The sequence below is a fragment of the Paenibacillus sp. PSB04 genome (assembly GCF_025809195.1).
In the GTDB taxonomy this organism is placed as follows: domain Bacteria; phylum Bacillota; class Bacilli; order Paenibacillales; family Paenibacillaceae; genus Paenibacillus_AQ; species Paenibacillus_AQ favisporus.
In genome coordinates this window covers 2,384,254-2,403,107 of record NZ_CP081301.1, presented here as the reverse complement: position 1 = coordinate 2,403,107, position 18,854 = coordinate 2,384,254, and the positions used below count along the sequence as shown (strand labels likewise).

The window sequence follows — 18,854 nt, the reverse complement described above, 5'->3', positions numbered from 1 at the left end:
CCAGTTTTGTTGTGAGTGACTGGGAATAAATCACAAAAGCATTCGCTTAATCCCACATGTCTCCCGCCCACATATTGCTGATCAGAAAATGCTGTTTCTTTCCGGAGGCTTACGGACACAGGAGCTGCTATTTGGTGAAATATGATGATTCCTTACTTATAGGACCCAGTTCTCTTAGCTGTAATTAATCATAGGCCCGATCAGGTCAAACCCTATGCTGCATTAGGACTTCGATTCATTGACAGCGGTCTCGATGTAAGATTTCAAAGTCTTGATGAACGTGCGCATGGCGTATCCGACATATCTGTCGTTGCGGTAAATCAGACAAAAGTCCTGAGATGGCGTAGGATGCCTCAGGTCCAAGACTTTGATGTCTGAATGGTGAAGATTGTCCAGCAGCATTTTCGGCAGAATGCAGGAGCCAACTCCGCTCTGCACCATCTGGAGAAGGGAGGATAACGTTGTCGTCACCATATGCTGCTGCAAAGTAAACCCTTGGTCCATGCAAAAGCGGTCAATCAGCATGCGGTATTGATGATCGGGCGGGAACATGACCATCTTCAAGGTCTGCAGTTTGTTTAAGGGGATGAAGCATTCCGTGGCAAGAGGATCATTCATGCTTACCGCCAATGAGAACTCCTCGTGATACAGGGGAATAGACGTGATACGTGTATCGATAACAGGGCCAACGGTAACGCCGAAATCGATGCTTCGGTCCAGAACTTGTTCTGTTATTTCCATGGTTTCCAGCAGAGACAGTGAGATGGTGGGATAGGTCTGATGGAAATTCAGTATAAAGGCTTTAAACATGAATTCCGCGTCACCGGGCAAGACACCGATGGATAACGATCCGCCTTGCATATGCTTCAGATCAACAATAGCGTCGGTCGCTTGTTGTAGATGCCCGAACATGGCAGCAGCATGTTTTTGAAGAACCGTTCCGGCTTCAGTTAGTACTATTTTTTTCCCCACGCGATCGAATAATAGCACCCCTAACTCTTCTTCCAATCTCCTGATCTGCTGGCTGATGTTGGGTGGGCTGACTCCCATCTTTTCGGCTGCTCTCGTGAAGTGAAGCTCCTCACAAATCGCCATAAAATACTGTAGTTGTTTTAACTCCATGACTAACACCCGCTCTCACATTGCATGGCTGAATGAATATTCAATGATTATTGTCTTGCCATCTTATTTGTCTGTCAATGAACAATCGTTAACTCATACTTAACGTTTCGGTAATGCCCACTGCATTGATGGTAATCTTCATGAGACCTAAACTAGGAACGTATCAAGCGTCTCACTATAAAGGAGGGAATCGACGTGTCTGAAATGATTATCAACACGGCAAAAACCGGACGTCAATTGGTGCTGCAGCAGGTAAAAGCAATCCCTGAGGAATTGTTCGATATTCAAGCGGCAGGTTTCAACAATACAATCCGTTGGAATCTCGGCCATATGATTTATTGGATGGATAAATATTCTCCTTTGATTTTTGGCTCCCCATCGGCCATACCGGACTCGTATGAAGTGCTGTTTAACACAGGAACAAAACCCTTGGACTGGACGTTTAATCCTCCATCGAAGGAAGAGCTGGTCGAAATGTTAACAGCGCAGCTGTCCCGCATATCTGATCTGGTGCCTGAAATGCTGGGCGAGAAGCTTTCTACTCCGTTTTCCTTGGGGCCGTTCCAATTCAGCACCCCAGGCGAGCTGTTAAACTTCACTCTGATTCACGAAGCTTTTCACCTTGGAACGATATCAAGCCAGTTAAAGGTCCTGTCGCGCTAACCAAGGAATTTTCCGTCATTGGTATCCCGACTTTTGGCCCCCCTATCTTTGCTAACCTATAGGTTGTTGAACAAAAAATGTAAGGAGCACTTCACCGTAGCGAAATGCTCCTTGCAGATTGAACTATCGTTTCTCGTTAGGTCAATTGTCAATTCCTTAAATAACTATGTCATTTCGCATAACTGAACAAATTTTAAAGAATAAAGGATCCTCTGACTGCCTCTACAGCCGGAGAATCCCTATTTAAGTAACGTGCCCTTTAGGCCGCTGGGCCAACCGCACAACTAAACTGGAACGTAGGTCAACCTGATCACGTTCTCGCCAATTCGATCGCTTGCCACGAGGCGCAGCGGCGGACGCGGACCGGCGAAGAACGGCTTGCCGTGACCCAGCACGACTGGATGGAGATAGAGTCGATACTCATCAACGAGACCGAGCTCCGTTAGACTATGGGCCAACTCCGGCCCGGCAACTTCAATCTCCCCTTCATGCTGAGCCTTCAGCCCACGTATGGCCGCTGCGAGGTCGCCCTCGATCAGAGAAGCGTTCGGGCCGACGGTTTTTAATGTCCTCGACACCACCCACTTCGGTTTGCTTTGCCACGCCGCTGCGTATTCCCGTTCCGGCGCATCCCATTCAAGATGGTCTCCGTCCCAATACCGCATGGTCTCGTACATGCGGCGCCCGTACAAGCAGCCCGCCAGACCGCGCACGTCGTCGATGAAATGACGGAATAACACGGGATCGGGCTGAAATGCCGGGTGGTCGTGGTCGACGAATCCGTCCAGAGACTGGTTCAATGCGAAAACGATCTTTGCCATGCGACTGACTCTCCTCCCTGGTTTTCTCGCACATTCATCATCAAGATTGCACGTTCCCTATGCAGGGCTCCTTTATGTCTGCATCTTATCATCCAACAGCATGTCCGGATTCTCATGGATTGCTGATGTGTACAGGTCCTGGCCTGACCCAATACAAATTTAATTTAATGAAGGATCAGGGTGAAAACAGTTTCCAATGCCCTTCGGAGACAACTTCGACTGCTCCGTCAATCACTTTGATGGCGGTCTGGTCATCCATCGCATACGATGGCCCTTGCATCCCGGCGGCCCATCTCTCAGCAGCAGCCATGGTGTTGCCCGGCAGCATCTCGTGATCCAGGTGCGGAAACATAGCAAAATCAACCAGTCCCAGCGTTTCATCACCACCGTTGGGTGGAGTCCAGCCAACGAAGTCTTCCCCAATGTTAGGGGCCATTACCATGCTCCCCGCACTCATTCCCACATAGACTGCGTTCAGCGACGGCAGGAGGTCTGCCAGCCCGGATTGCCGCATCCAGTGACACAGGTAGAGGGCGTCGCCGCCAGCCACCAGCAGTACGTCCGTCTCCCGGACCAGCGGCACCCAGCGGTCTTCGGCGATGCTTGGCAGCGCTGTGAGCTCCAGCACGCCGACGGACTTCCAGCCCAGTTCGACCATGGAATTCTCGGAATTCCCGCTGATGAACTGCCAGGCTTTGACGCCGGGGCCGACCCAGGGGTGTCCGTACATCGCGGTGGGGATGCACAGGGCGCTAGACTCGGCAATGGGTTTGCCCAACATGTCAACCAGCGCGTCCTGTATGCTTTTATTATTGATGCCTGCAGATGTGAGCAGAAATTTCATAATCTCACTCCTTTGTGTATCATCTCACGCCATGGTGCCAAAAGACGGTTTTCCCGCAAGCGCGTAGCGCAATAGAACCGTGCCTTTGGAGAACGCTCTGGATTCAAGTAATTCCAGATTCGCCGGTATCGTTCCATCGCCGAAGAATCGTTTTCCCTCTCCGAGTATTACTGGAAACTGCCAGATGTTCACTCGGTCAATCAGCTCGTGACGCAATAATGTCTGGACCAGGTCGCTGCTGCCGACGACATGCACCTCCTCGTAACGCTCCTTCAACAAAGGCACACTTGTGGTCACGTCCGCGTCGAGTAGTTTTGTATTATTCCAATCGACGCTGGTCAATGTCCGGGATGCGACATATTTCGGTTTCTCGTTCATCAGCTTGGTGAACGGGTTGGTGTCTGGAGCTTGCGGCCAGTACGATGCAAAGATTTCATACGTTTTACGTCCGATCAACATAGCGTCGAGGCTCGCATAATCATCCGCGATCCGTTGTCCTGTCACCGGATCCCCAAACGGTTCCTGCCATCCGCCGTAGCCGAAACCGCCTTCACGATCTTCATTGGGCGACCCGGGGGATTGGACTACGCCATCCAAAGTCATGAACATGTGCACAACAAGATTTCCCATTTTGCTTTTCATTCCTTTCATATTAAATCTGTTCACAGGTGGGTTGTCTTCTTAAACTAAGTTTAGGACATTTCAGTTCGGATTGTTTCTTACAGATTGCTAATCTAATCTGCCGTTGGCTTAATAAATAAAAGAAGCAGCTGCCGCCGGCAAACTGCTTCTTCATTTAGTTACATTAACGTTTACGTTAGTGAAATTCTCACTCGTTTAGGTGACTTCAAAATAATCAACGCTCTAACTCCACTTCGTCGTCTACGAAATATTTCCCTTTCACACCGATGATGACTTTATGCAGTTCAGCTCTGACCCTGATAACTTCCTGCTCATCCTGCCACCAGTTGTTAGCCTGCCCTATAACTCGATCATCAGGGCACCACACATATTGATACCATGGTGGCATAAATGTTTTTAACATCAGTAGGCATCTGCGCATGTGCCCAGGCGAACTAACTAACAACAACCGATTGATGTTTTCTAAGCCGATTGCTCGATCAAGAACGGTGAGTGAACACAGTATATTTTCTTTCGTATGATTAGACTGTGTCTCTATTAAAATTGATTCATTAGGTACGCCCAGTCTTCTTGCCTCGTTCTGCAGGACAATTGCCTCTGGCGGATGTATTTGTCCAAATTTATCCCCGCCAGTAAACAAAATATAAGGGGCTCGACCATTCTTAAACAATTCAACCGCCTTTACCGCTCTTGATAAATACGACCCACCAAAAACAAATATGCAATCTCCATTCGCAGCTCCGTCATCGGTGTACTTACCATCACCAAACACCACTTTGGTAATTTGATCTATAGTTAATTCTGCTGGGTTCATCTTGGAAATAAGCATGGAACTAACCCCCAATGTAAGCTGCCCCATTTCACACTTCATTGCTCCTTTTGAAATGGCTATGATCATTTTAGCAGCAAAATACCTGCTGCCTTTGAAATGTTTTCATTGAGTTATCGTTGCCCGTTAGCTTAATGATATTAATCTCAGTTATTCTTTGCGTTAAGGAAATCATCAATTAATTCAATTAGATGGGGATTCTTTGTATGTCGACGATAAAAAAGAATTGATTTGGACCATATGGTCCTGTTTCCCTTTTGGATCGCTGTACGTTCTCTATCTTTCTCAAGACAAGTTATTTGTTCTGAAGACATAATATGTACTTCCATTCCGTCAACAAAGAAGTTGAATTGCCAAAACCCGCCTTTATTTATTGGACTAGGATTATATTTTTGAAATAACCTGTGGGCAATCTCAAAGTAATCCCACTGAATCATAATATCTAGATCATCCATTTCAAAATCTTCAATACCATGTACAAAAAGTGAAGTTGAAGCATCGAAGCTATACGGAACGTTTCCTTCATCAAGGTCTTTAACGACTCTAAAAACTAATTCCCACCACTTATTTGACAATGCATGATCCATTTTAACTCTCCTATTCGTTAAAGAAGGCCTCCTCAGTTACCTGTATTCTCGAACTTTTTTGCGTAATCCTGCCCGTTAGCTGAGAAGACGGCAGTCATTTCACGGCTGCCGTCTCTTCTTTCTTATAGAGCTATCGATCTCCGTTAGCGAGTCATCCAAGATTCATTCCCATAGATGAGGTATGCTCGATCATATAACGAAAATATTCCTCAGTATCGGTCCAAAAAATAACCGGTACTTGTTTTATGTTCATTTGTCGAAACGCTTCATTGCGGTGACGCCCATCAGCGATTTCATATTTGCCGGCGGAATAAAAGACGATTAGCGGCGGAAAGTCCCAATCACCATAGGCGATTTTCATTTTATCGACGACATGGAAAAACCATGCTATATCATTCTCCTTAGTCAAATACGATGGAGCTCCCTCTTCAATTCCAAACTCCGATATATCCGTTACGACAGGACCGATATAGTATCTCTTCTTCTCCAATAACCCGTCTGCCAATGCAACATTGTCTCCGTCATTTCTAAGAAATAACTGAATCCACTCATCAATGGCACCACGTTGGGCATATTCAATTGCACATTTTGTACTGCCGTATAGCATTAGGTTCACACTCTCCTCGATTGGGCTAGTACAACCTATTGTATACCACTTCTAAATGGGACAAAATGGTACTTAACAGATATAACTAAACTGTCCGTTACTTACTTCAAGCGTATTGAAGAACCCACTCTTTTATCCGAGTAGCAACTTCGGTTACATCAGTATCCGTTGTATCAATAGTAGGCATAGGCGGGTCATAGACCTCCTCAGCAATTTCAAGCAATCGTTTAGCAAAGTTTTTATGGTTTTGGATCTCTTCCTCTGACCAATTCCTTTCACGTAGACGTTTCTCGCGAGTTTCTTCATCACAATGTAGGTTCAGGTAATACACATGCTGAAAAAAAGGATAGTCCGCACATTGTTCAATATCCCAAGGCATCATGGTTCCGCATATGATAGTCATGCGTCCACTTTGAGCGATATTTCGTGCAACCCGAAGCCAAATATTTCGAATTCTCTCCCAATCATGCCCAAGAAATTCAACGAGATCATCAGGGTCAAAAATATCAAAGTCAGGCATCATTCTCCGTAGCTCCTTAATGACATATGTTTTCCCTGACCCACTTGCACCTGTTACGATAAACAAAGGAATGTTATGATCCATTAGTTGTCCCCCACCTATGCTTATTTTTTCAATTATAGCAACAATCCTGAATAAGGCTGCGGTACTTCCCACATGCTTATTTTGCCACAAAAAAACCGGAAAGCCCCAATAAGGCCTTCCGGTTCATTATTCACCATATCATTCGCCTAATCCTCGGCACCAGTAAGCTTCCATCCCTCTACCACAGCGCCCGGCCAATTCCTACACATAGACTAGGTCCTTGCAGATATCAGGTTACAAACGTGACCTCCTCGTACATCATCAGCACATTTGCGCACCGACTATATCCATCAATCATGAATTCGATAAACCGAACCAGAGGTGTGGTCCCGATCTTCTCTACATCAGTCGCCGGCAGGCAGGAGGATCAGTTTACCACGGGCATGTCCGCTCTGGCTGATGTCGAGTGCTCTACGCCAGTCCTCTAGGGCGAAAGTCTGGGCGACCGGAACGGTGAACTTGCCGTCTGCAGCATACTGGGCGAACTTGCCGAGAACATCATAGCGTAAGGTCTGGTCTTCTCCGCTGCTGGTGCGGACGCCGAGTTTGGCCGCTGCGCCGAAGTCGCTGATGGTTAGAACACGGCGGGGATCACCACCGGCGATCCGGATAAGGTCGGGCAATATGCCGCTGACCGGAGCAGTGTCCAGAACCAGGTCCACCGGCTGTCCGGCCAGCTCAGTTACCCGCTCGACCATTCCGTCACCGTACGAGGTCACCGCCGCCCCCATCGAACGGAGCCGGTCGGCGTAAGTGTCACCGGCGGTAGCGATCACGTTGGCACCGTCCATGAGGGCAATCTGGACGGCAGCGAAGCCCATCATTGTGCCTGCTCCGTGCACCAGCAGGGTGTGGCCCGACTTAACACCAAGTGCTTTAAGGTGGTTGTATGCAATGGTGACCGCCATTGGAAGCACCGCTGCTTGGACGAACTCGAGTCCTGCAGGGATGCGGATCCAATAGTCCATGATCGCCCGATCCGCTGCGCCGGCGCTCGGGGCGCCGACAAAGTCGGCGGAGCCCAGGACGGCGTCACCGATAACGACATCGGTGACCCCCTCACCGACCGCTTCCACAATCCCGGACACTTCCAGCCCGATACCGCGGGGCAGCTTACCAGGATATAACCCTTTGCACAAGACCCAGTCGACCGGATTCAGTCCGCAAGCTCGCACCGTTACACGAATGCGTCCCGGGCCTGGGGAAGGGATCTCGACCTGTTCCATGCGCAGGACATCAGCTGGTTCGCCGTAGTCGTGGAGGCGGATCGCCCGCATAGTAGCAGGGCTGGACGTCTGATTGTTCCCATCTTTGCTTGACGTATCTAAATTCTCCAATTGGATATCCCCTCCCGTTTGTTATAGCAAATCGTGTTTTTACATAAGTGTATACTTCACTTGTGTCAACTCCTCGGAAACCGTCCACAACCGCCGCGCAACGGCTTCGTCATGCGAGCTCGCACTCGAAACGACCTTCTTGGGGTAGCCGCGCAATTCGAGATTCGTTGGCCCGTAGTAATCTCCACCTCGGACGCCTGGCGCAGTGGCTGCATAAAGAGTCGGCAAAACACCCATTTTCGGGGACTGCGCGAAAAACGGATTCAGGCTCCGCATCATGCTGGAATGCCGCAGCGCATTGGTCGCTGACCAGCCCGGATGCGAAGCTACTGCCAGCGTTGATTGGCCTGCTGCAACAAGCCGGCGCTGCAACTCATAGGTGAACAGCAGATTCGCCAGCTTGCTCTGAGCGTAGGCGCGCGCTGGATGGTAATTCCGCTCCCAGTTCAGATCATCAAAGCGAATCACTCCCGACCGATGCGACAAACTGCTTACGGTCACAATGCGTGCGCCCGGCGTCGCGTCGAGCACTTCCAGCATCAAACCGGTCAGCGCAAAGTGCCCAAGGTGATTGATCCCAAACTGCTGCTCGAAGCCCTGCGCTGTCTTCCCGTAAGGCGGCTTCGCCACGCCGGCGTTGTTGATCAGGAGATCCAGCCGATCGTAGTGCTGGCGAAAGGCCGCCGCAAAAGAGTGGACGGACTCCAGATCACCCAAATCGAGCTTCATGACTACGACCTTGCCCGACGGCTTAAGTGCTTTAATGTGGTCAGCGGCCGTGTTGGCGTTAGCGAGACTGCGGCAGGCCATAATGACCGTCGCCCCTTTGGTGGCTAGCACTCGCGCCGCTTCCCAACCAATCCCGCTGTTTGATCCGGTTACAATGGCCACTCGACCGGTCTGATCTGGCATGTGGTCTTCTGTCCATGGTGTTGTCATGTGGTTTCTTCCTTCCTCTGTTCAATCCAAAAACTAGTGGCATGCTCGATCAGGTACAACTTGTTTATCCAGCTGCGAGCTTGGACACGAACTTAGATCTGAGAGCCGCCTCCGTCCACGGGAATTTCGGCTCCGGTTGTGTAAGTCGCGTCGAACGCAAGGAATGCGGCTGCTTTGGCAACCTCGATGGAGTCACCGAAACGCAGCATGGGGATCTGCTGACTCATCTGTGCCTTGGTCTGTTCTGCAGCTTCCTTCGGCATCGACTTCTCCATGATGCCGGTGTCGATAGGGCCTGGGCTGACCGCGTTGACGCGAATCTGCTTCGGCAGCAGCTCACGGGCCAGACTGCGCGTCATGGAGCGAAGCGCTGCTTTACTGGCCCCATAAGCATTAAGCATCGGGATACCCACTGCGTTCGCGATCGAGGTGGTGAACACCACGCTGCTTCCTGCGTTTAGCAATGGGGTCAGTCTCTGCACGGTGAAGTACGGGCCTTTGGTGTTGATTGTAAATAACTCGTCGTACACTTCCTCAGTCACCGACTCGAAGGGGATAAAGTGCGTGATGCCGGCGTTTATGAACAAGGCATCGATCGTTCCAAACTCAGCCTTTACCCGTTCAGCCAATTTATCAATATCCGTTAAAGACGCGGCGTCGCTCAGCACGGCGACCGCGTTGCTCCCAATTTTTTCACGAGCTGTATCAAGCTTAGCCTGGTTACGACCAGTGATCAGAACACGCGCTCCTTCATCCGCCAGCAGCTGTGCTGTTACGAGGCCGATCCCGCTGCTGCCTCCTGTGATCACTACATTCTTGCCTGCGTATTTACTTCCAGTATGGTTTGCCATCTCCATCGTCCTCCCTTGGTTTATGTGCTAAACTAACGTCAAATGTTGGATAAGAAGCCTTTACTTTGAACCAACGATTGACCCAACAGTGTAGTAAAAGCAACACTGTCTGTGCTAATCTTATCTAAGCGGTTTGGGTTATACAACCAGTAAAAAACCGTTTTTGTGGGTTATCCAACACACGTACTTATTTGTTGGCCTTTAGTTTTCCTAAACGCATGATAACCAATATATCCTGAGAGAAAGGGTGGAGCATAACATGCTGACTAACACAAACGATCCCCGTGTGAAACGGACGCGTCAACTATTGATGCAAGCTTTTATGGAATTGCTTGAGCAGAAGAGGAATGTCACTTCTATTACCGTACAAGATATTACGTCTTACGCGACCGTAAATCGCTCTACGTTCTATGCGCATTTTGAAGACAAATTCGCATTTCTTGAAAGCTGGATGCGGGAGAAATTTCTGGAGAAGCTGAAGGATGAGCTGCCTAATGCTGCTTTATCCGATATAGGGAGCCTGCGAACGCTTATTTTAATCGTTTTTGATTTTCTTTTCTGTACTCGTCCGTATATGACTTTAGCTGATCGTCAGTATGAACCGTTATTTGAGGTCGCGATGCAAAAGGAACTGTATGACCTATTATTCACCTGGTTAAGTGAACAATCGGAACCATCCGTTTCACGAGAGACGGTGGAGACTGCCGCCCGGATTGCTAGCTGGGGCATATTTGGATCAGCCCTGGAGTGGAGCAGACATCCGGAATATCGATCGGCGGAAGACATGGCGCGAGAAGTTTTAGTGGTCGTTGCTGCAGGTATAGCACCCGTAATAGGGGAATAATTGGTGCCGCGTACAGGCGGGGCGGTCATATAGAGTGCCTGAAGCAAATATTCGTCAAGATGCGGGGCGCCTTGAGAGTCGGTCTGTAACCTTTGATTGAACCGTAGATTTATCACGCGTTTATCCTTATATCAATTAAGAAAGGACAGGCGGGCCTGTCCTTTTTGTGTTGATCCACAAAGAGTAAATTTTGTTCGTTCCTAATTGTCTATGGCTTGAATACACAGTACCTGTTTTTCGTCAATTTTGGTTTAAATCGTTTTAATCATATTTCCATCAATAACATAATCCGCTCCGGTAATCATTGAAGCTCGCTCCGAAGCAAGGAACACTGCAAGGTTCGCAATATCTTCGGCTTCTGCAAATTTCCCCAATGTTATACCAGCCATTTTAGGCAGCTCTTCAAAAACTTTTTCGGAATCCATCGCTGCAACCGAACCGATCGTTTTGGCCATTCCGTTTTCAGGGTCTTGCCACAAAGGGGTTACTACCGGTCCAGGTGAGATCGAGTTAACTCTAATATGACGAGGTCCAAACTCACCAGCCAGCATTTTTGTCAAATTATTAAGTGCCGCTTTGGTGGTGCCATAAATAGGCAATAACATTTCGGGCATCCGTGCATTTACTGAAGAGATATTTACAATGGCACCCTCATTGTTCTCTAGGATATGCGGTAATGCTGCTTGAGTAAAACGAACAACGCTAAACAGGTTTAAATCATAAAGTTGTTCCCATTCCTCATTTGGCGTAGCCAAAAAACCTTCTCCTCTTCTCTTGTCAACCGCCCCGATACTATTGATTAAAATGTCGACTCTGCCGAACACTCCACCGAGTTTTTTAGAAAGTTCAGCTGTATTGCGTTCCATATTGACATCAATAGGTAGATGTTTGACTGAATTTTTTTCAACAAGATCAGCCAATTCCTCCGTTAAAGTCCGACTTACCGCGACGACACTTGCCCCTTCCTCGACAAATTTCCGAACGATAGCAAGACCAATTCCTTTACTTGCTCCGGTAACGACAGCTACTTTGTTGGCTAATTTAAGATCCATGTTTACCTCCGAAAGCTAACGCTTTTAAAATTTATGTCCCTATATTAAATACCAGCATCACTATTCCCAAAACTTCGCCCAATTTGGGTAGATCCTTATTTTTACGCAATAGGCGTACCATTAGGCATTTCAGTATCCGGTTTTAATAGAATAACATCTCCTTTTTCCGGGACTCCTCCCAACACTAATACCTCCGATTTGAATCCCGCAATGCGCCGAGGAGGAAAATTGACGATTCCTATAATTTGCTTCCCTACAATATCCTCAACCTCGTATCGCTTAGTAATTTGTGCACTTGAGGATTTCATCCCGATCTCCGGTCCAAAATCAATCTTAAGCTTTATCGCAGGGACCTTCGCTTCTTCAAAAAACTTCGCTTCCTTAATCGTTCCGACACGAATATCTAGTGCTGTAAAATCATCGATTGTTGCCAACGTTTTGCCTCCTCCACTAGAGTCCTCAACCCCTCGGCGTTGCTTTTACTGCGCTGGGCGGAACGGCTGCAGGAGTCGAATCCCTTCCTCAATGGATCCCTCCATCAACTCTAAGAGCTGGGGTACCAGTTCCTTCATTCGGGGGGCGTTCAGGTGCCGATCAAGGGCATCCCGGTTTTCCCAGCGCTCGTAGATGATGAATGTGCCAGGCTGGCCTTCTACTTCGTGAGCCTCGTAGTCAATGTTGCCCAGGTCGTTGCGCGACGGGGTGACGGCAGCAGTCATGAATGCCTTCATCTCGGCTTCTCTCCCTGCTTTAGCTCTCGCCTCCCAGAGTACAGTAACGTAACGGTTCTTTGTATCGTTCATGCTAATTCCTCCTATTTTATAAATACTTCGTATTTTTGCTTTACCGTTTTCTCAAATGGGCAAATTCCCCGTTTATACTTGAAATTCCAGTGTATCAATGGCCCAGCTTAATGCTGTTATAAGCGTCCAAAAGAACGATTAAAGCCTTGGCCCGCTAGAACATCTTGACGAACCACATCTAAACGGCGTGTTTGGTATTCACTCAAAGCTTTTGTTATCGAATTCGGATACTGTTTAATAGAGTCTATAATGGCAACCGTATCATCAAGTGAGTCATTAAAGCCTGCGCCCGTCATTGGTGACATGGTATGAGCTGCGTCGCCGATCATGGCTATTCTTCCTTTTGACAATATATTAGGGATGTATTCATTAACAGGTGCCCCGATTAAACTGCGGTCCTTAATCGCGATTTGCAAAATGGCATCATCTTCTTTGCTCCAGTGGGCTTGGCTGGTTTGTGATAGTTCTTCCAGCAGCGAATCCGGAATAGCTTCACCGTATAAGGAATGCTGGGCAACCCCGTCCTTTAACACCCCTAATTCAGACAGCAATGGATTATGCGAATGATCAAACCAGCAAAAACCTATCCATCGCTGGCCAGGATGGGTCCCCCCCTCTTTCCCTGGCATCACCGCAGTTGTCAATTTACCGGCAGCACTATCGTTGAAATAAGCGCTCGAAAGTTGCCGTTTTTTCCAGTCTTTCTTGGGCAGCAAATGTTCATCCACTTTCCCTACCCAAGCCAGATAGCCAGCATAATCTGCAAATGGTTTGTCAGGGCTTAAATAACGGCGGACAATACTGCGATATCCATCTGCGCCAATTAATAAGTCTCCTTTAAACGTCTCCTCTTCACTGGTAGCCCAAGCAGATGATTCATTTTGCCCAACACTAACAATTCGTGTTTGGTGCTGAAGGGTAATGCCAGGTTCTTTAGCGACCGCATTGCGCAAACGTTCTTGAATGGCTGACCAAGCTTCAACATGGTTGCTACCATTGGATGCCAAGTGTCTTAATTCACGTTCAATTTCACTGTTACGATAAGGCTTTGTGTGTAAACGAATAAAAGCGCCATTTCTTAATGATGAATCTGCACGTTCAAGAATGGTCACGGTATAACCAGAACGAGATAACGCAAGCCCCATCATTAGACCACCTAAAGATCCACCTACAATAATGGCATGTTCAAACTGTTTTTGTGACATTATTCATTCTCCCGTTACTGCAATTTCATCTGGCTGCGGAGCATCCGATCGAGGAGTTTGTCTGGGAGAATTCGGACCAGTCGGGTCAGCAGCGCGGAATCGCGACCGACCGTATAGCGGGTGCGCGGCTTACTTACGTGGATGGCTCGTGAAACCACTGCTGCCACTTTCTCGGGGCGGATACCGTCCGTTGCCCATGTTTCAGCCTGAGCCTTCACGGCATCAAAAAGACGATCATGGCGCCTGTGCTGATCCGGCGTCATCAATTTCGCCAGCCGCTCTGCAGTCGTAATCCCTTGCTCCGACAGGCCTGTGCTGACGCCACCCGGAGTGATCATGATGACCTTGAGGCCAAACGAGGACATCTCCCTGCGGAGACTGTCATTGATCGCTTCCATAGCATACTTTGCAGCCGAATAAATTCCGAACCCAGGCATGGAAACTTTGCCCCCAAGCGAACCGATATTGACCACGCGTCCGCCGCTGTTCAGCAAGGCCGGGGTAAGTGCCTGAATAACCGCGACCTGTCCGATCACGCTGACTTCGATCTGGCGGCGAAATTCATCCAGCGGAACCATCTCGAGAGGGGCATTAACGGCGATGCCGGCATTGTTGACCACGGCCCGCAAAGGGCGACCCAGCGGATCTTGCTCCACCCGTTCGGCCAGCGCCTTTAGTGTGTTGATATTGGTAACATCGACGATCACCGGTTCGATATTTTTGCGTTTGATTTTGTCGGCGTCTTCCTGACGACGAACCCCTGCCAAAACATGAAATCCTTCAGCGGCGAGCTGCTCCGCAGTAGCCCTGCCGATGCCGCTGGACGTACCTGTGACGACGACCAGCTCTTGAGTTTTAGATGGCATAGTAACCCTCCTAGGTTTGATAAAATGTGGATCACTGTCACGTTATAGCACTGCTATACGGGTATTATAGCACCGCTATACAGAACTGTCTATAGCGGTGCTATATATTTTCTCGAAGTGTTGTCCTGCGGTTCGAACATCGTTTGACTCGCATCCTCCAAACATAAAAAAGATCGCCATCCTCCTGGAGGTCCAGGTTGGATAGGCGATCTTTCTTATGCGTCTCTAAATTAGGGCTTTGCCTGGACTCGCCAGGCTCTGTCACCGAATTCCTCATTTTGAATCGTCTTCCGGCCTTTGGATCAAAATGATCTGCATTACGCTTTCCCGAATGAGATCAACGACGTCGGGCTGGGGTGGGGGTGTCTTACGAACCTGGGCCGTCACATACAGCCAAGAGGCCGTATTCGCAGAAGCCCAGACCAGATCTGCCGCAGCCTGGACTGACACGGCCAGTTTGCCTTCGTCGGCGACTCTCTGAATATTTTGCACCAATGCTTGGTACGACTGATCTGCCGCCGCGATATGGGCTCCCTCGAGCAACCGCCCCATCATTGCTGCATAAATCCGAGGACGGGCTGCCGCGAAGCGGACATAGTCATCCCATCCTTGACGAAGAGCCATCTCTGGAATGGCGGACTCCACAGCGGCAATCTTGCTTTCAAATAACTGTTTGAACGCTTCCACTATAGCTGCACTCAGGAGTCCATCGGCACTGCCGAAATGATGGTAGAGCGTAGGAGCCGTAACCTGTGCGATCGCCGTTACGGCTCGCGTCGAAAATTGGGCTCCGCCCTCCTCTTCGAGTACCTTAAGAGCAGCTGCCAATATTTTGTCATATGTGTTCATACGCCCATTATAGCAGTGCTATATACGAATGTCCATAAGGAAGGTTGTACGCTTAGGGCTTTTATTGTTTTAAAGATACGTCCTACCCGTTAGCTTAATGAAAAAAGCAGCCGGCTTTTTGTCGGCTGCCTTCAAATGTTTTTCTTGTTTGTTCTGCTTGTTTTTATGTCTTCTAGTTCTGACAAGTACTTATATTGTTAAAAGAAAAAAAAGCCGCCGTGACGCGGCTTTTTGTGAAAAAACGGCTAAGGAATCATATCCTTAGCCGCAAACCAAGCTTCAATTCCTCTTACGTAACACAACATATACCCCGGTATCGTCGGTTTCCACCGGATAACCACGCAGCTTCGCGTCGCTGCCTGGAGCCAGGTGATGACCGCTCTTCAGGTCAAATTCCCAGCCGTGCCATGGGCATCGCAGCACTCGATCTTCCAATCCGTAACAATAATCGTAAACATCGGAAGGAAGCCGGGTCCCTCGAATCGCCCCCGCGCATACCGGCGCCGCCGCATGCGGGCAAACGTTACGCCATGCATAGTATTTACCTTCGATCCGAAACAGGCCGATTTCCATCTCTTTCACTTTTACGATAAGTTTGCCGCCGTCGCTGATCGCATCTGGCTCCGCCACTTTCACTCTCATGCGGGACCCGCCTCCTTAGACCTCTCCGGGATCGGGAAGCCGTACAGCTCTGCCGCGTTATCCCCTAGAATACGCTCTTTCAACTTCTGAGGAAGGTTTCTCAGCACGACTTTCGGATTGTCGAAGTCCCAATGCGGGTAGTCGGATGAGAACATAGCGATCTGTTCAGCATGCATCATCTGAAAGATTTGCAGCAGATGTTCCGGCTGCTTCGGTTCTTCGATCGGTTGCGTTGTTACCCGCACATGTTCCACAATATACTCCGATGGTAGACGCTTGAGCCATGGCGTGGTATCGCGTAGCGCTTTATAGTTTTTGTCCATGCGCCACATCAAATGGGGCAGCCAGGATATACCGCCTTCGATCGCTACAAATTTAAGCTTCGGATATTTTTCGAACACCCCTTCGCATACTAGGCTATTGATATGAGTCATAAAATTCGCAGGTAGAATATTGTGCCATTCCATATACCGGGTCGGGTACCCGGCCGGTGTCGGGGCGCCGGATATCCCCTTCCCTTCCGTGCCCGGATGAATGGCGACCGGCAGTCCATTCCGTTCAGCTGCTTCGTAGATCGGATGGTAAAAGCGGTTGCCGTACGGCATACGCGCTCCGCTTCCCATAACGACCTGCACCATGCCCGGATGCGGCCCCATCCTGTCGATTTCTTTGACGGCTTCCGCCGGATCGGAATGGTTAATCTGAATGGAGCCTTTGAATTTTGGACTGACGCTAAGCCACTGATCCGCCAGCCAATCGTTGAAGGCGGCAGCTACGGCATTCGCATAGTCCGGATCGGCGTGAAGAGAAAGGCCCTGTTCTCCCCCACCCGTTAATATGCCGTAATCGATTCCGAACGGTTCCATATAATGCTGCAGGACAAACTGCGGATCGCTTCCGGGGGTTGCGCCATTGTCGGGCTTTGCATCCTGACGCAATACACCTACGGGCGAATAATACTGCCCGTGCACACCGATACCACTTTCGAGCCATTGTTGGTGCCATACTTTTGGTAAATAAGGCAGCAAGTCCTGCAGTTTGTCGATCGCATTGTGGATGTCAGCATCAACGATAAACGATGCGGATCGCATTCCATGCCCTCCTTTGATTTGAATCTTACCGCTTACTTGGAACCATACGTGCGCTGATATGCCGTATTGTACATCTCCAGCAGTTCATCGGAGCCGAGCTTCTTCAATTGATCCAAGAACTGCTGGTAGTTTGCGTCGGTAATCGGTGTCTTGCCTGTGACGAATTCGGTAATTTTCTGCTCCAAAAACTTGGTGAGCGGGGTCAGCTTTGATTTTTCGAGATCGAGCTCTTCCGTAGTCTTCACGAGTGCCTTAGGGGCGGGAATGATGAACTTTTCATAGCTGCTGTTGATCGCTTTGCTTTTGTCGTCGAGACCTCTCTCCCACGTTTGACGTGCCAATGCGTTGTTCAGCGAAATGTTGTCGTACCATACGCCGAAATCGCGGCGCAGCGGCACATAGGGGCTAGCTCCGAACTCTTTCATGTAGACCGGCTTCCCGTCCTCAAGGGTATAAGATTTGCCTTCAATACCGAGCGACAAATAGTTGGTGCCCTCTTCACTCACTAGATAATCAAGAAATTTGACGGCTCTTTCCTTATCTTTGACTTTCGCCGAAATGGCCCGCCCCACCGATCCTACGACCGGACGGGAAAACTGGTAGGTCTTTACGCCGTCTGCGGCAAACTCGGGAAGCGCATCCAGATCGTAATCGGGCGTGCCGGCTTGCTTCGCTTTGTCGATCGTCGGGTTCACTTCCGCCTTCCAGTAGTAGGTTACGGACGACTTCCCTTTTAAGAACCGTTCTTCCCACTGATCCGGAGTCAACAAATAAAATTCGGGGTCGAGCAGCTGTTCCGTATACAGCTTATTCATAAATACAAGTGCATCTTTATATCCGCTATTGTACGGCGCGAATTCGTACTTCTCTTCCGTCGGACTTTGATTGAAGAAGCCTGTAATACCTGTGAAAATCCTTCCGAATACGGTATACATTCCGGTATCCGCCGTGACCGGAGTATTGAAGCTGAGCGGGTAGCTGTCTGGCTCTTTAGCCTTCAAGTCTTTCAGGAATTGATAAAATTCATTAATATTTGTCGGGGCTTTCAAGTTGTATTTATCCATCAAATCTTTGCGCGCCATCCAAATATAATTGAAGCCTTTCCCAGCAGGGTCACCTTCGAGTACAGGAACGTCGTAGATACCGCCATCTGCTCCAGTTGCCACAGCTTTCGCTTCGGGATAAGTTTCATAAAACTTTTTGAGATTGGGCGCGATATCCAAATAATCGTTCAAATTCAGAAACACGTTCTCCGGCCCGTTCTCCCTAGCCTCTTGATTTGTCGGCTGACTAAAATCCGTGACCGTGTTGGTAGCGATCATAATCTGCCGCTTCTCTGTCAGGCCTTCTTGGCTGACGACCTGCCAATCCACTTTGACGCCCGTTTTCGCTTCGATTTCCTTGAAAATCTCCCAATCATTCTTTACCTTTCCTTCCGGGCGATCATAAACTAGCCAGGAGAACGAAATTGGCTTTTGCGAGTCTGTCCCTCCTCCATTTGCCCCTTCTTGCTTCCCTCCTTTTCCACTGCAGCCTGCGGTCAGAACGCTCAGCATAACGGCAGAAAGGATGATGGCCATCATTCTTTTACTCACTTGTTTATACCCTCCTTATATTGACATCGGATATATATAGGAATAAGTTCCGGTGGAATCT

Annotated in this window: 22 protein-coding genes; 2 read left to right on the top strand and 20 right to left on the bottom strand. The window is 48.9% G+C overall.

The genetic code is table 11. From position 1 onward, the window contains the following. Positions 1–222: 222 nt before the first annotated feature. On the bottom strand, positions 223–1,122 hold the full coding sequence (locus K2F33_RS11275) for a LysR family transcriptional regulator (protein ID WP_263881687.1): 900 nt from the start codon (positions 1,120–1,122) through the stop codon (positions 223–225). Positions 1,123–1,317: 195 nt separating this feature from the next. Between K2F33_RS11275 and K2F33_RS11270 the strand changes: the two genes are divergently transcribed. Further along, entirely contained in the window at positions 1,318–1,785 is a 468-nt protein-coding gene (locus K2F33_RS11270; protein ID WP_263881686.1) for a DinB family protein, read from the top strand. A 284-nt stretch (positions 1,786–2,069) separates the two neighbouring features. Here K2F33_RS11270 and K2F33_RS11265 read toward each other — a convergent pair whose 3' ends face one another. The 10 genes from K2F33_RS11265 to K2F33_RS11220 all read right to left on the bottom strand — a co-directional run bounded on the left by K2F33_RS11265 (position 2,070) and on the right by K2F33_RS11220 (position 9,846). Then, complete coding sequence (locus K2F33_RS11265) at positions 2,070–2,606, bottom strand: dihydrofolate reductase family protein (RefSeq protein WP_263881685.1); 537 nt, start codon at positions 2,604–2,606, stop codon at positions 2,070–2,072. A gap of 175 nt (positions 2,607–2,781) precedes the next feature. After that, the gene (locus tag K2F33_RS11260) at positions 2,782–3,450 is read right to left on the bottom strand and encodes a Type 1 glutamine amidotransferase-like domain-containing protein (RefSeq protein WP_263881684.1); all 669 of its coding nucleotides are present in this window, start codon (positions 3,448–3,450) and stop codon (positions 2,782–2,784) included. Between the two features lie 24 nt (positions 3,451–3,474). Next, on the bottom strand, positions 3,475–4,116 hold the full coding sequence (locus K2F33_RS11255; RefSeq protein WP_263881683.1) for a dihydrofolate reductase family protein: 642 nt from the start codon (positions 4,114–4,116) through the stop codon (positions 3,475–3,477). 190 nt (positions 4,117–4,306) lie between these two features. Beyond that, positions 4,307–4,921, bottom strand: a complete 615-nt coding sequence (locus K2F33_RS11250) for a YdcF family protein (RefSeq protein WP_263881682.1) — start codon at positions 4,919–4,921, stop codon at positions 4,307–4,309. A gap of 146 nt (positions 4,922–5,067) precedes the next feature. Beyond that, a complete protein-coding gene (locus K2F33_RS11245) occupies positions 5,068–5,508 on the bottom strand; it encodes a C2 domain-containing protein (protein WP_089548909.1) in 441 nt (146 codons plus the stop codon). Positions 5,509–5,659: 151 nt separating this feature from the next. Beyond that, positions 5,660–6,115 (bottom strand): ParB N-terminal domain-containing protein, encoded by a 456-nt coding sequence (locus K2F33_RS11240; RefSeq protein ID WP_263881681.1) that lies wholly within the window; start codon positions 6,113–6,115, stop codon positions 5,660–5,662. Positions 6,116–6,221: 106 nt separating this feature from the next. Continuing rightward, a complete protein-coding gene (locus K2F33_RS11235; protein WP_263881680.1) occupies positions 6,222–6,719 on the bottom strand; it encodes an AAA family ATPase in 498 nt (165 codons plus the stop codon). A 344-nt stretch (positions 6,720–7,063) separates the two neighbouring features. Beyond that, positions 7,064–8,056, bottom strand: a complete 993-nt coding sequence (locus K2F33_RS11230) for an NADP-dependent oxidoreductase (RefSeq protein WP_263881679.1) — start codon at positions 8,054–8,056, stop codon at positions 7,064–7,066. 39 nt (positions 8,057–8,095) lie between these two features. Next, positions 8,096–8,995: an oxidoreductase gene (locus K2F33_RS11225; RefSeq protein ID WP_263881678.1), complete on the bottom strand. Its 900-nt coding sequence runs from the start codon at positions 8,993–8,995 to the stop codon at positions 8,096–8,098. A gap of 92 nt (positions 8,996–9,087) precedes the next feature. Beyond that, positions 9,088–9,846 carry an SDR family oxidoreductase gene (locus K2F33_RS11220; protein ID WP_263881677.1) on the bottom strand — a complete coding sequence of 253 codons (759 nt, stop codon included), beginning with the start codon at positions 9,844–9,846 and terminating at the stop codon, positions 9,088–9,090. A 259-nt stretch (positions 9,847–10,105) separates the two neighbouring features. Between K2F33_RS11220 and K2F33_RS11215 the strand changes: the two genes are divergently transcribed. Continuing rightward, positions 10,106–10,690, top strand: a complete 585-nt coding sequence (locus K2F33_RS11215; protein WP_076176557.1) for a TetR/AcrR family transcriptional regulator — start codon at positions 10,106–10,108, stop codon at positions 10,688–10,690. A gap of 251 nt (positions 10,691–10,941) precedes the next feature. Here the strand turns inward: K2F33_RS11215 and K2F33_RS11210 are convergent, their stop codons facing one another. The 9 genes from K2F33_RS11210 to K2F33_RS11170 form a co-directional block, all read right to left on the bottom strand. Further along, complete coding sequence (locus tag K2F33_RS11210; protein WP_263881676.1) at positions 10,942–11,742, bottom strand: SDR family NAD(P)-dependent oxidoreductase; 801 nt, start codon at positions 11,740–11,742, stop codon at positions 10,942–10,944. A gap of 101 nt (positions 11,743–11,843) precedes the next feature. Then, positions 11,844–12,176 carry a chaperone CsaA gene (csaA, locus tag K2F33_RS11205; RefSeq protein WP_263881675.1) on the bottom strand — a complete coding sequence of 111 codons (333 nt, stop codon included), beginning with the start codon at positions 12,174–12,176 and terminating at the stop codon, positions 11,844–11,846. Positions 12,177–12,221: 45 nt separating this feature from the next. Next, positions 12,222–12,545: a putative quinol monooxygenase gene (locus tag K2F33_RS11200; protein WP_076177137.1), complete on the bottom strand. Its 324-nt coding sequence runs from the start codon at positions 12,543–12,545 to the stop codon at positions 12,222–12,224. Positions 12,546–12,661: 116 nt separating this feature from the next. Next, positions 12,662–13,750: an FAD-dependent monooxygenase gene (locus K2F33_RS11195; RefSeq protein ID WP_089548917.1), complete on the bottom strand. Its 1,089-nt coding sequence runs from the start codon at positions 13,748–13,750 to the stop codon at positions 12,662–12,664. Between the two features lie 14 nt (positions 13,751–13,764). Continuing rightward, positions 13,765–14,616, bottom strand: a complete 852-nt coding sequence (locus K2F33_RS11190; protein ID WP_116233630.1) for an SDR family NAD(P)-dependent oxidoreductase — start codon at positions 14,614–14,616, stop codon at positions 13,765–13,767. A 273-nt stretch (positions 14,617–14,889) separates the two neighbouring features. Continuing rightward, positions 14,890–15,465: a TetR/AcrR family transcriptional regulator gene (locus tag K2F33_RS11185; protein ID WP_089548919.1), complete on the bottom strand. Its 576-nt coding sequence runs from the start codon at positions 15,463–15,465 to the stop codon at positions 14,890–14,892. Positions 15,466–15,744: 279 nt separating this feature from the next. After that, positions 15,745–16,107 (bottom strand): Rieske (2Fe-2S) protein, encoded by a 363-nt coding sequence (locus tag K2F33_RS11180; RefSeq protein WP_105444790.1) that lies wholly within the window; start codon positions 16,105–16,107, stop codon positions 15,745–15,747. After that, positions 16,104–17,198, bottom strand: a complete 1,095-nt coding sequence (locus K2F33_RS11175; protein WP_263881674.1) for an amidohydrolase family protein — start codon at positions 17,196–17,198, stop codon at positions 16,104–16,106. Before K2F33_RS11175 ends, K2F33_RS11180 begins: the two co-directional genes overlap by 4 nt. A 32-nt stretch (positions 17,199–17,230) precedes the next feature. Continuing rightward, a complete protein-coding gene (locus tag K2F33_RS11170; RefSeq protein WP_263881673.1) occupies positions 17,231–18,793 on the bottom strand; it encodes an extracellular solute-binding protein in 1,563 nt (520 codons plus the stop codon). Between the last annotated feature and the right edge of the window lie 61 nt (positions 18,794–18,854).

Excerpts from the sequence above, each read along its gene's own strand:
- K2F33_RS11175 (WP_263881674.1), bottom strand. The coding sequence starts at position 17,198 with ATGCGATCCGCATCGTTTATCGTTGATGCTGACATCCACAATGCGATC.
- K2F33_RS11250 (WP_263881682.1), bottom strand. The coding sequence starts at position 4,921 with ATGCTTATTTCCAAGATGAACCCAGCAGAATTAACTATAGATCAAATT.
- K2F33_RS11275 (WP_263881687.1), bottom strand. The coding sequence starts at position 1,122 with ATGGAGTTAAAACAACTACAGTATTTTATGGCGATTTGTGAGGAGCTT.
- K2F33_RS11265 (WP_263881685.1), bottom strand. The coding sequence starts at position 2,606 with ATGGCAAAGATCGTTTTCGCATTGAACCAGTCTCTGGACGGATTCGTC.
- K2F33_RS11185 (WP_089548919.1), bottom strand. The coding sequence starts at position 15,465 with ATGAACACATATGACAAAATATTGGCAGCTGCTCTTAAGGTACTCGAA.
- K2F33_RS11245 (WP_089548909.1), bottom strand. The coding sequence starts at position 5,508 with ATGGATCATGCATTGTCAAATAAGTGGTGGGAATTAGTTTTTAGAGTC.
- K2F33_RS11235 (WP_263881680.1), bottom strand. The coding sequence starts at position 6,719 with ATGGATCATAACATTCCTTTGTTTATCGTAACAGGTGCAAGTGGGTCA.
- K2F33_RS11190 (WP_116233630.1), bottom strand. The coding sequence starts at position 14,616 with ATGCCATCTAAAACTCAAGAGCTGGTCGTCGTCACAGGTACGTCCAGC.
- K2F33_RS11200 (WP_076177137.1), bottom strand. The coding sequence starts at position 12,545 with ATGAACGATACAAAGAACCGTTACGTTACTGTACTCTGGGAGGCGAGA.
- K2F33_RS11220 (WP_263881677.1), bottom strand. The coding sequence starts at position 9,846 with ATGGCAAACCATACTGGAAGTAAATACGCAGGCAAGAATGTAGTGATC.
- K2F33_RS11260 (WP_263881684.1), bottom strand. The coding sequence starts at position 3,450 with ATGAAATTTCTGCTCACATCTGCAGGCATCAATAATAAAAGCATACAG.
- K2F33_RS11210 (WP_263881676.1), bottom strand. The coding sequence starts at position 11,742 with ATGGATCTTAAATTAGCCAACAAAGTAGCTGTCGTTACCGGAGCAAGT.
- K2F33_RS11195 (WP_089548917.1), bottom strand. The coding sequence starts at position 13,750 with ATGTCACAAAAACAGTTTGAACATGCCATTATTGTAGGTGGATCTTTA.
- K2F33_RS11180 (WP_105444790.1), bottom strand. The coding sequence starts at position 16,107 with ATGAGAGTGAAAGTGGCGGAGCCAGATGCGATCAGCGACGGCGGCAAA.
- K2F33_RS11225 (WP_263881678.1), bottom strand. The coding sequence starts at position 8,995 with ATGACAACACCATGGACAGAAGACCACATGCCAGATCAGACCGGTCGA.
- K2F33_RS11240 (WP_263881681.1), bottom strand. The coding sequence starts at position 6,115 with ATGCTATACGGCAGTACAAAATGTGCAATTGAATATGCCCAACGTGGT.
- K2F33_RS11215 (WP_076176557.1), top strand. The coding sequence starts at position 10,106 with ATGCTGACTAACACAAACGATCCCCGTGTGAAACGGACGCGTCAACTA.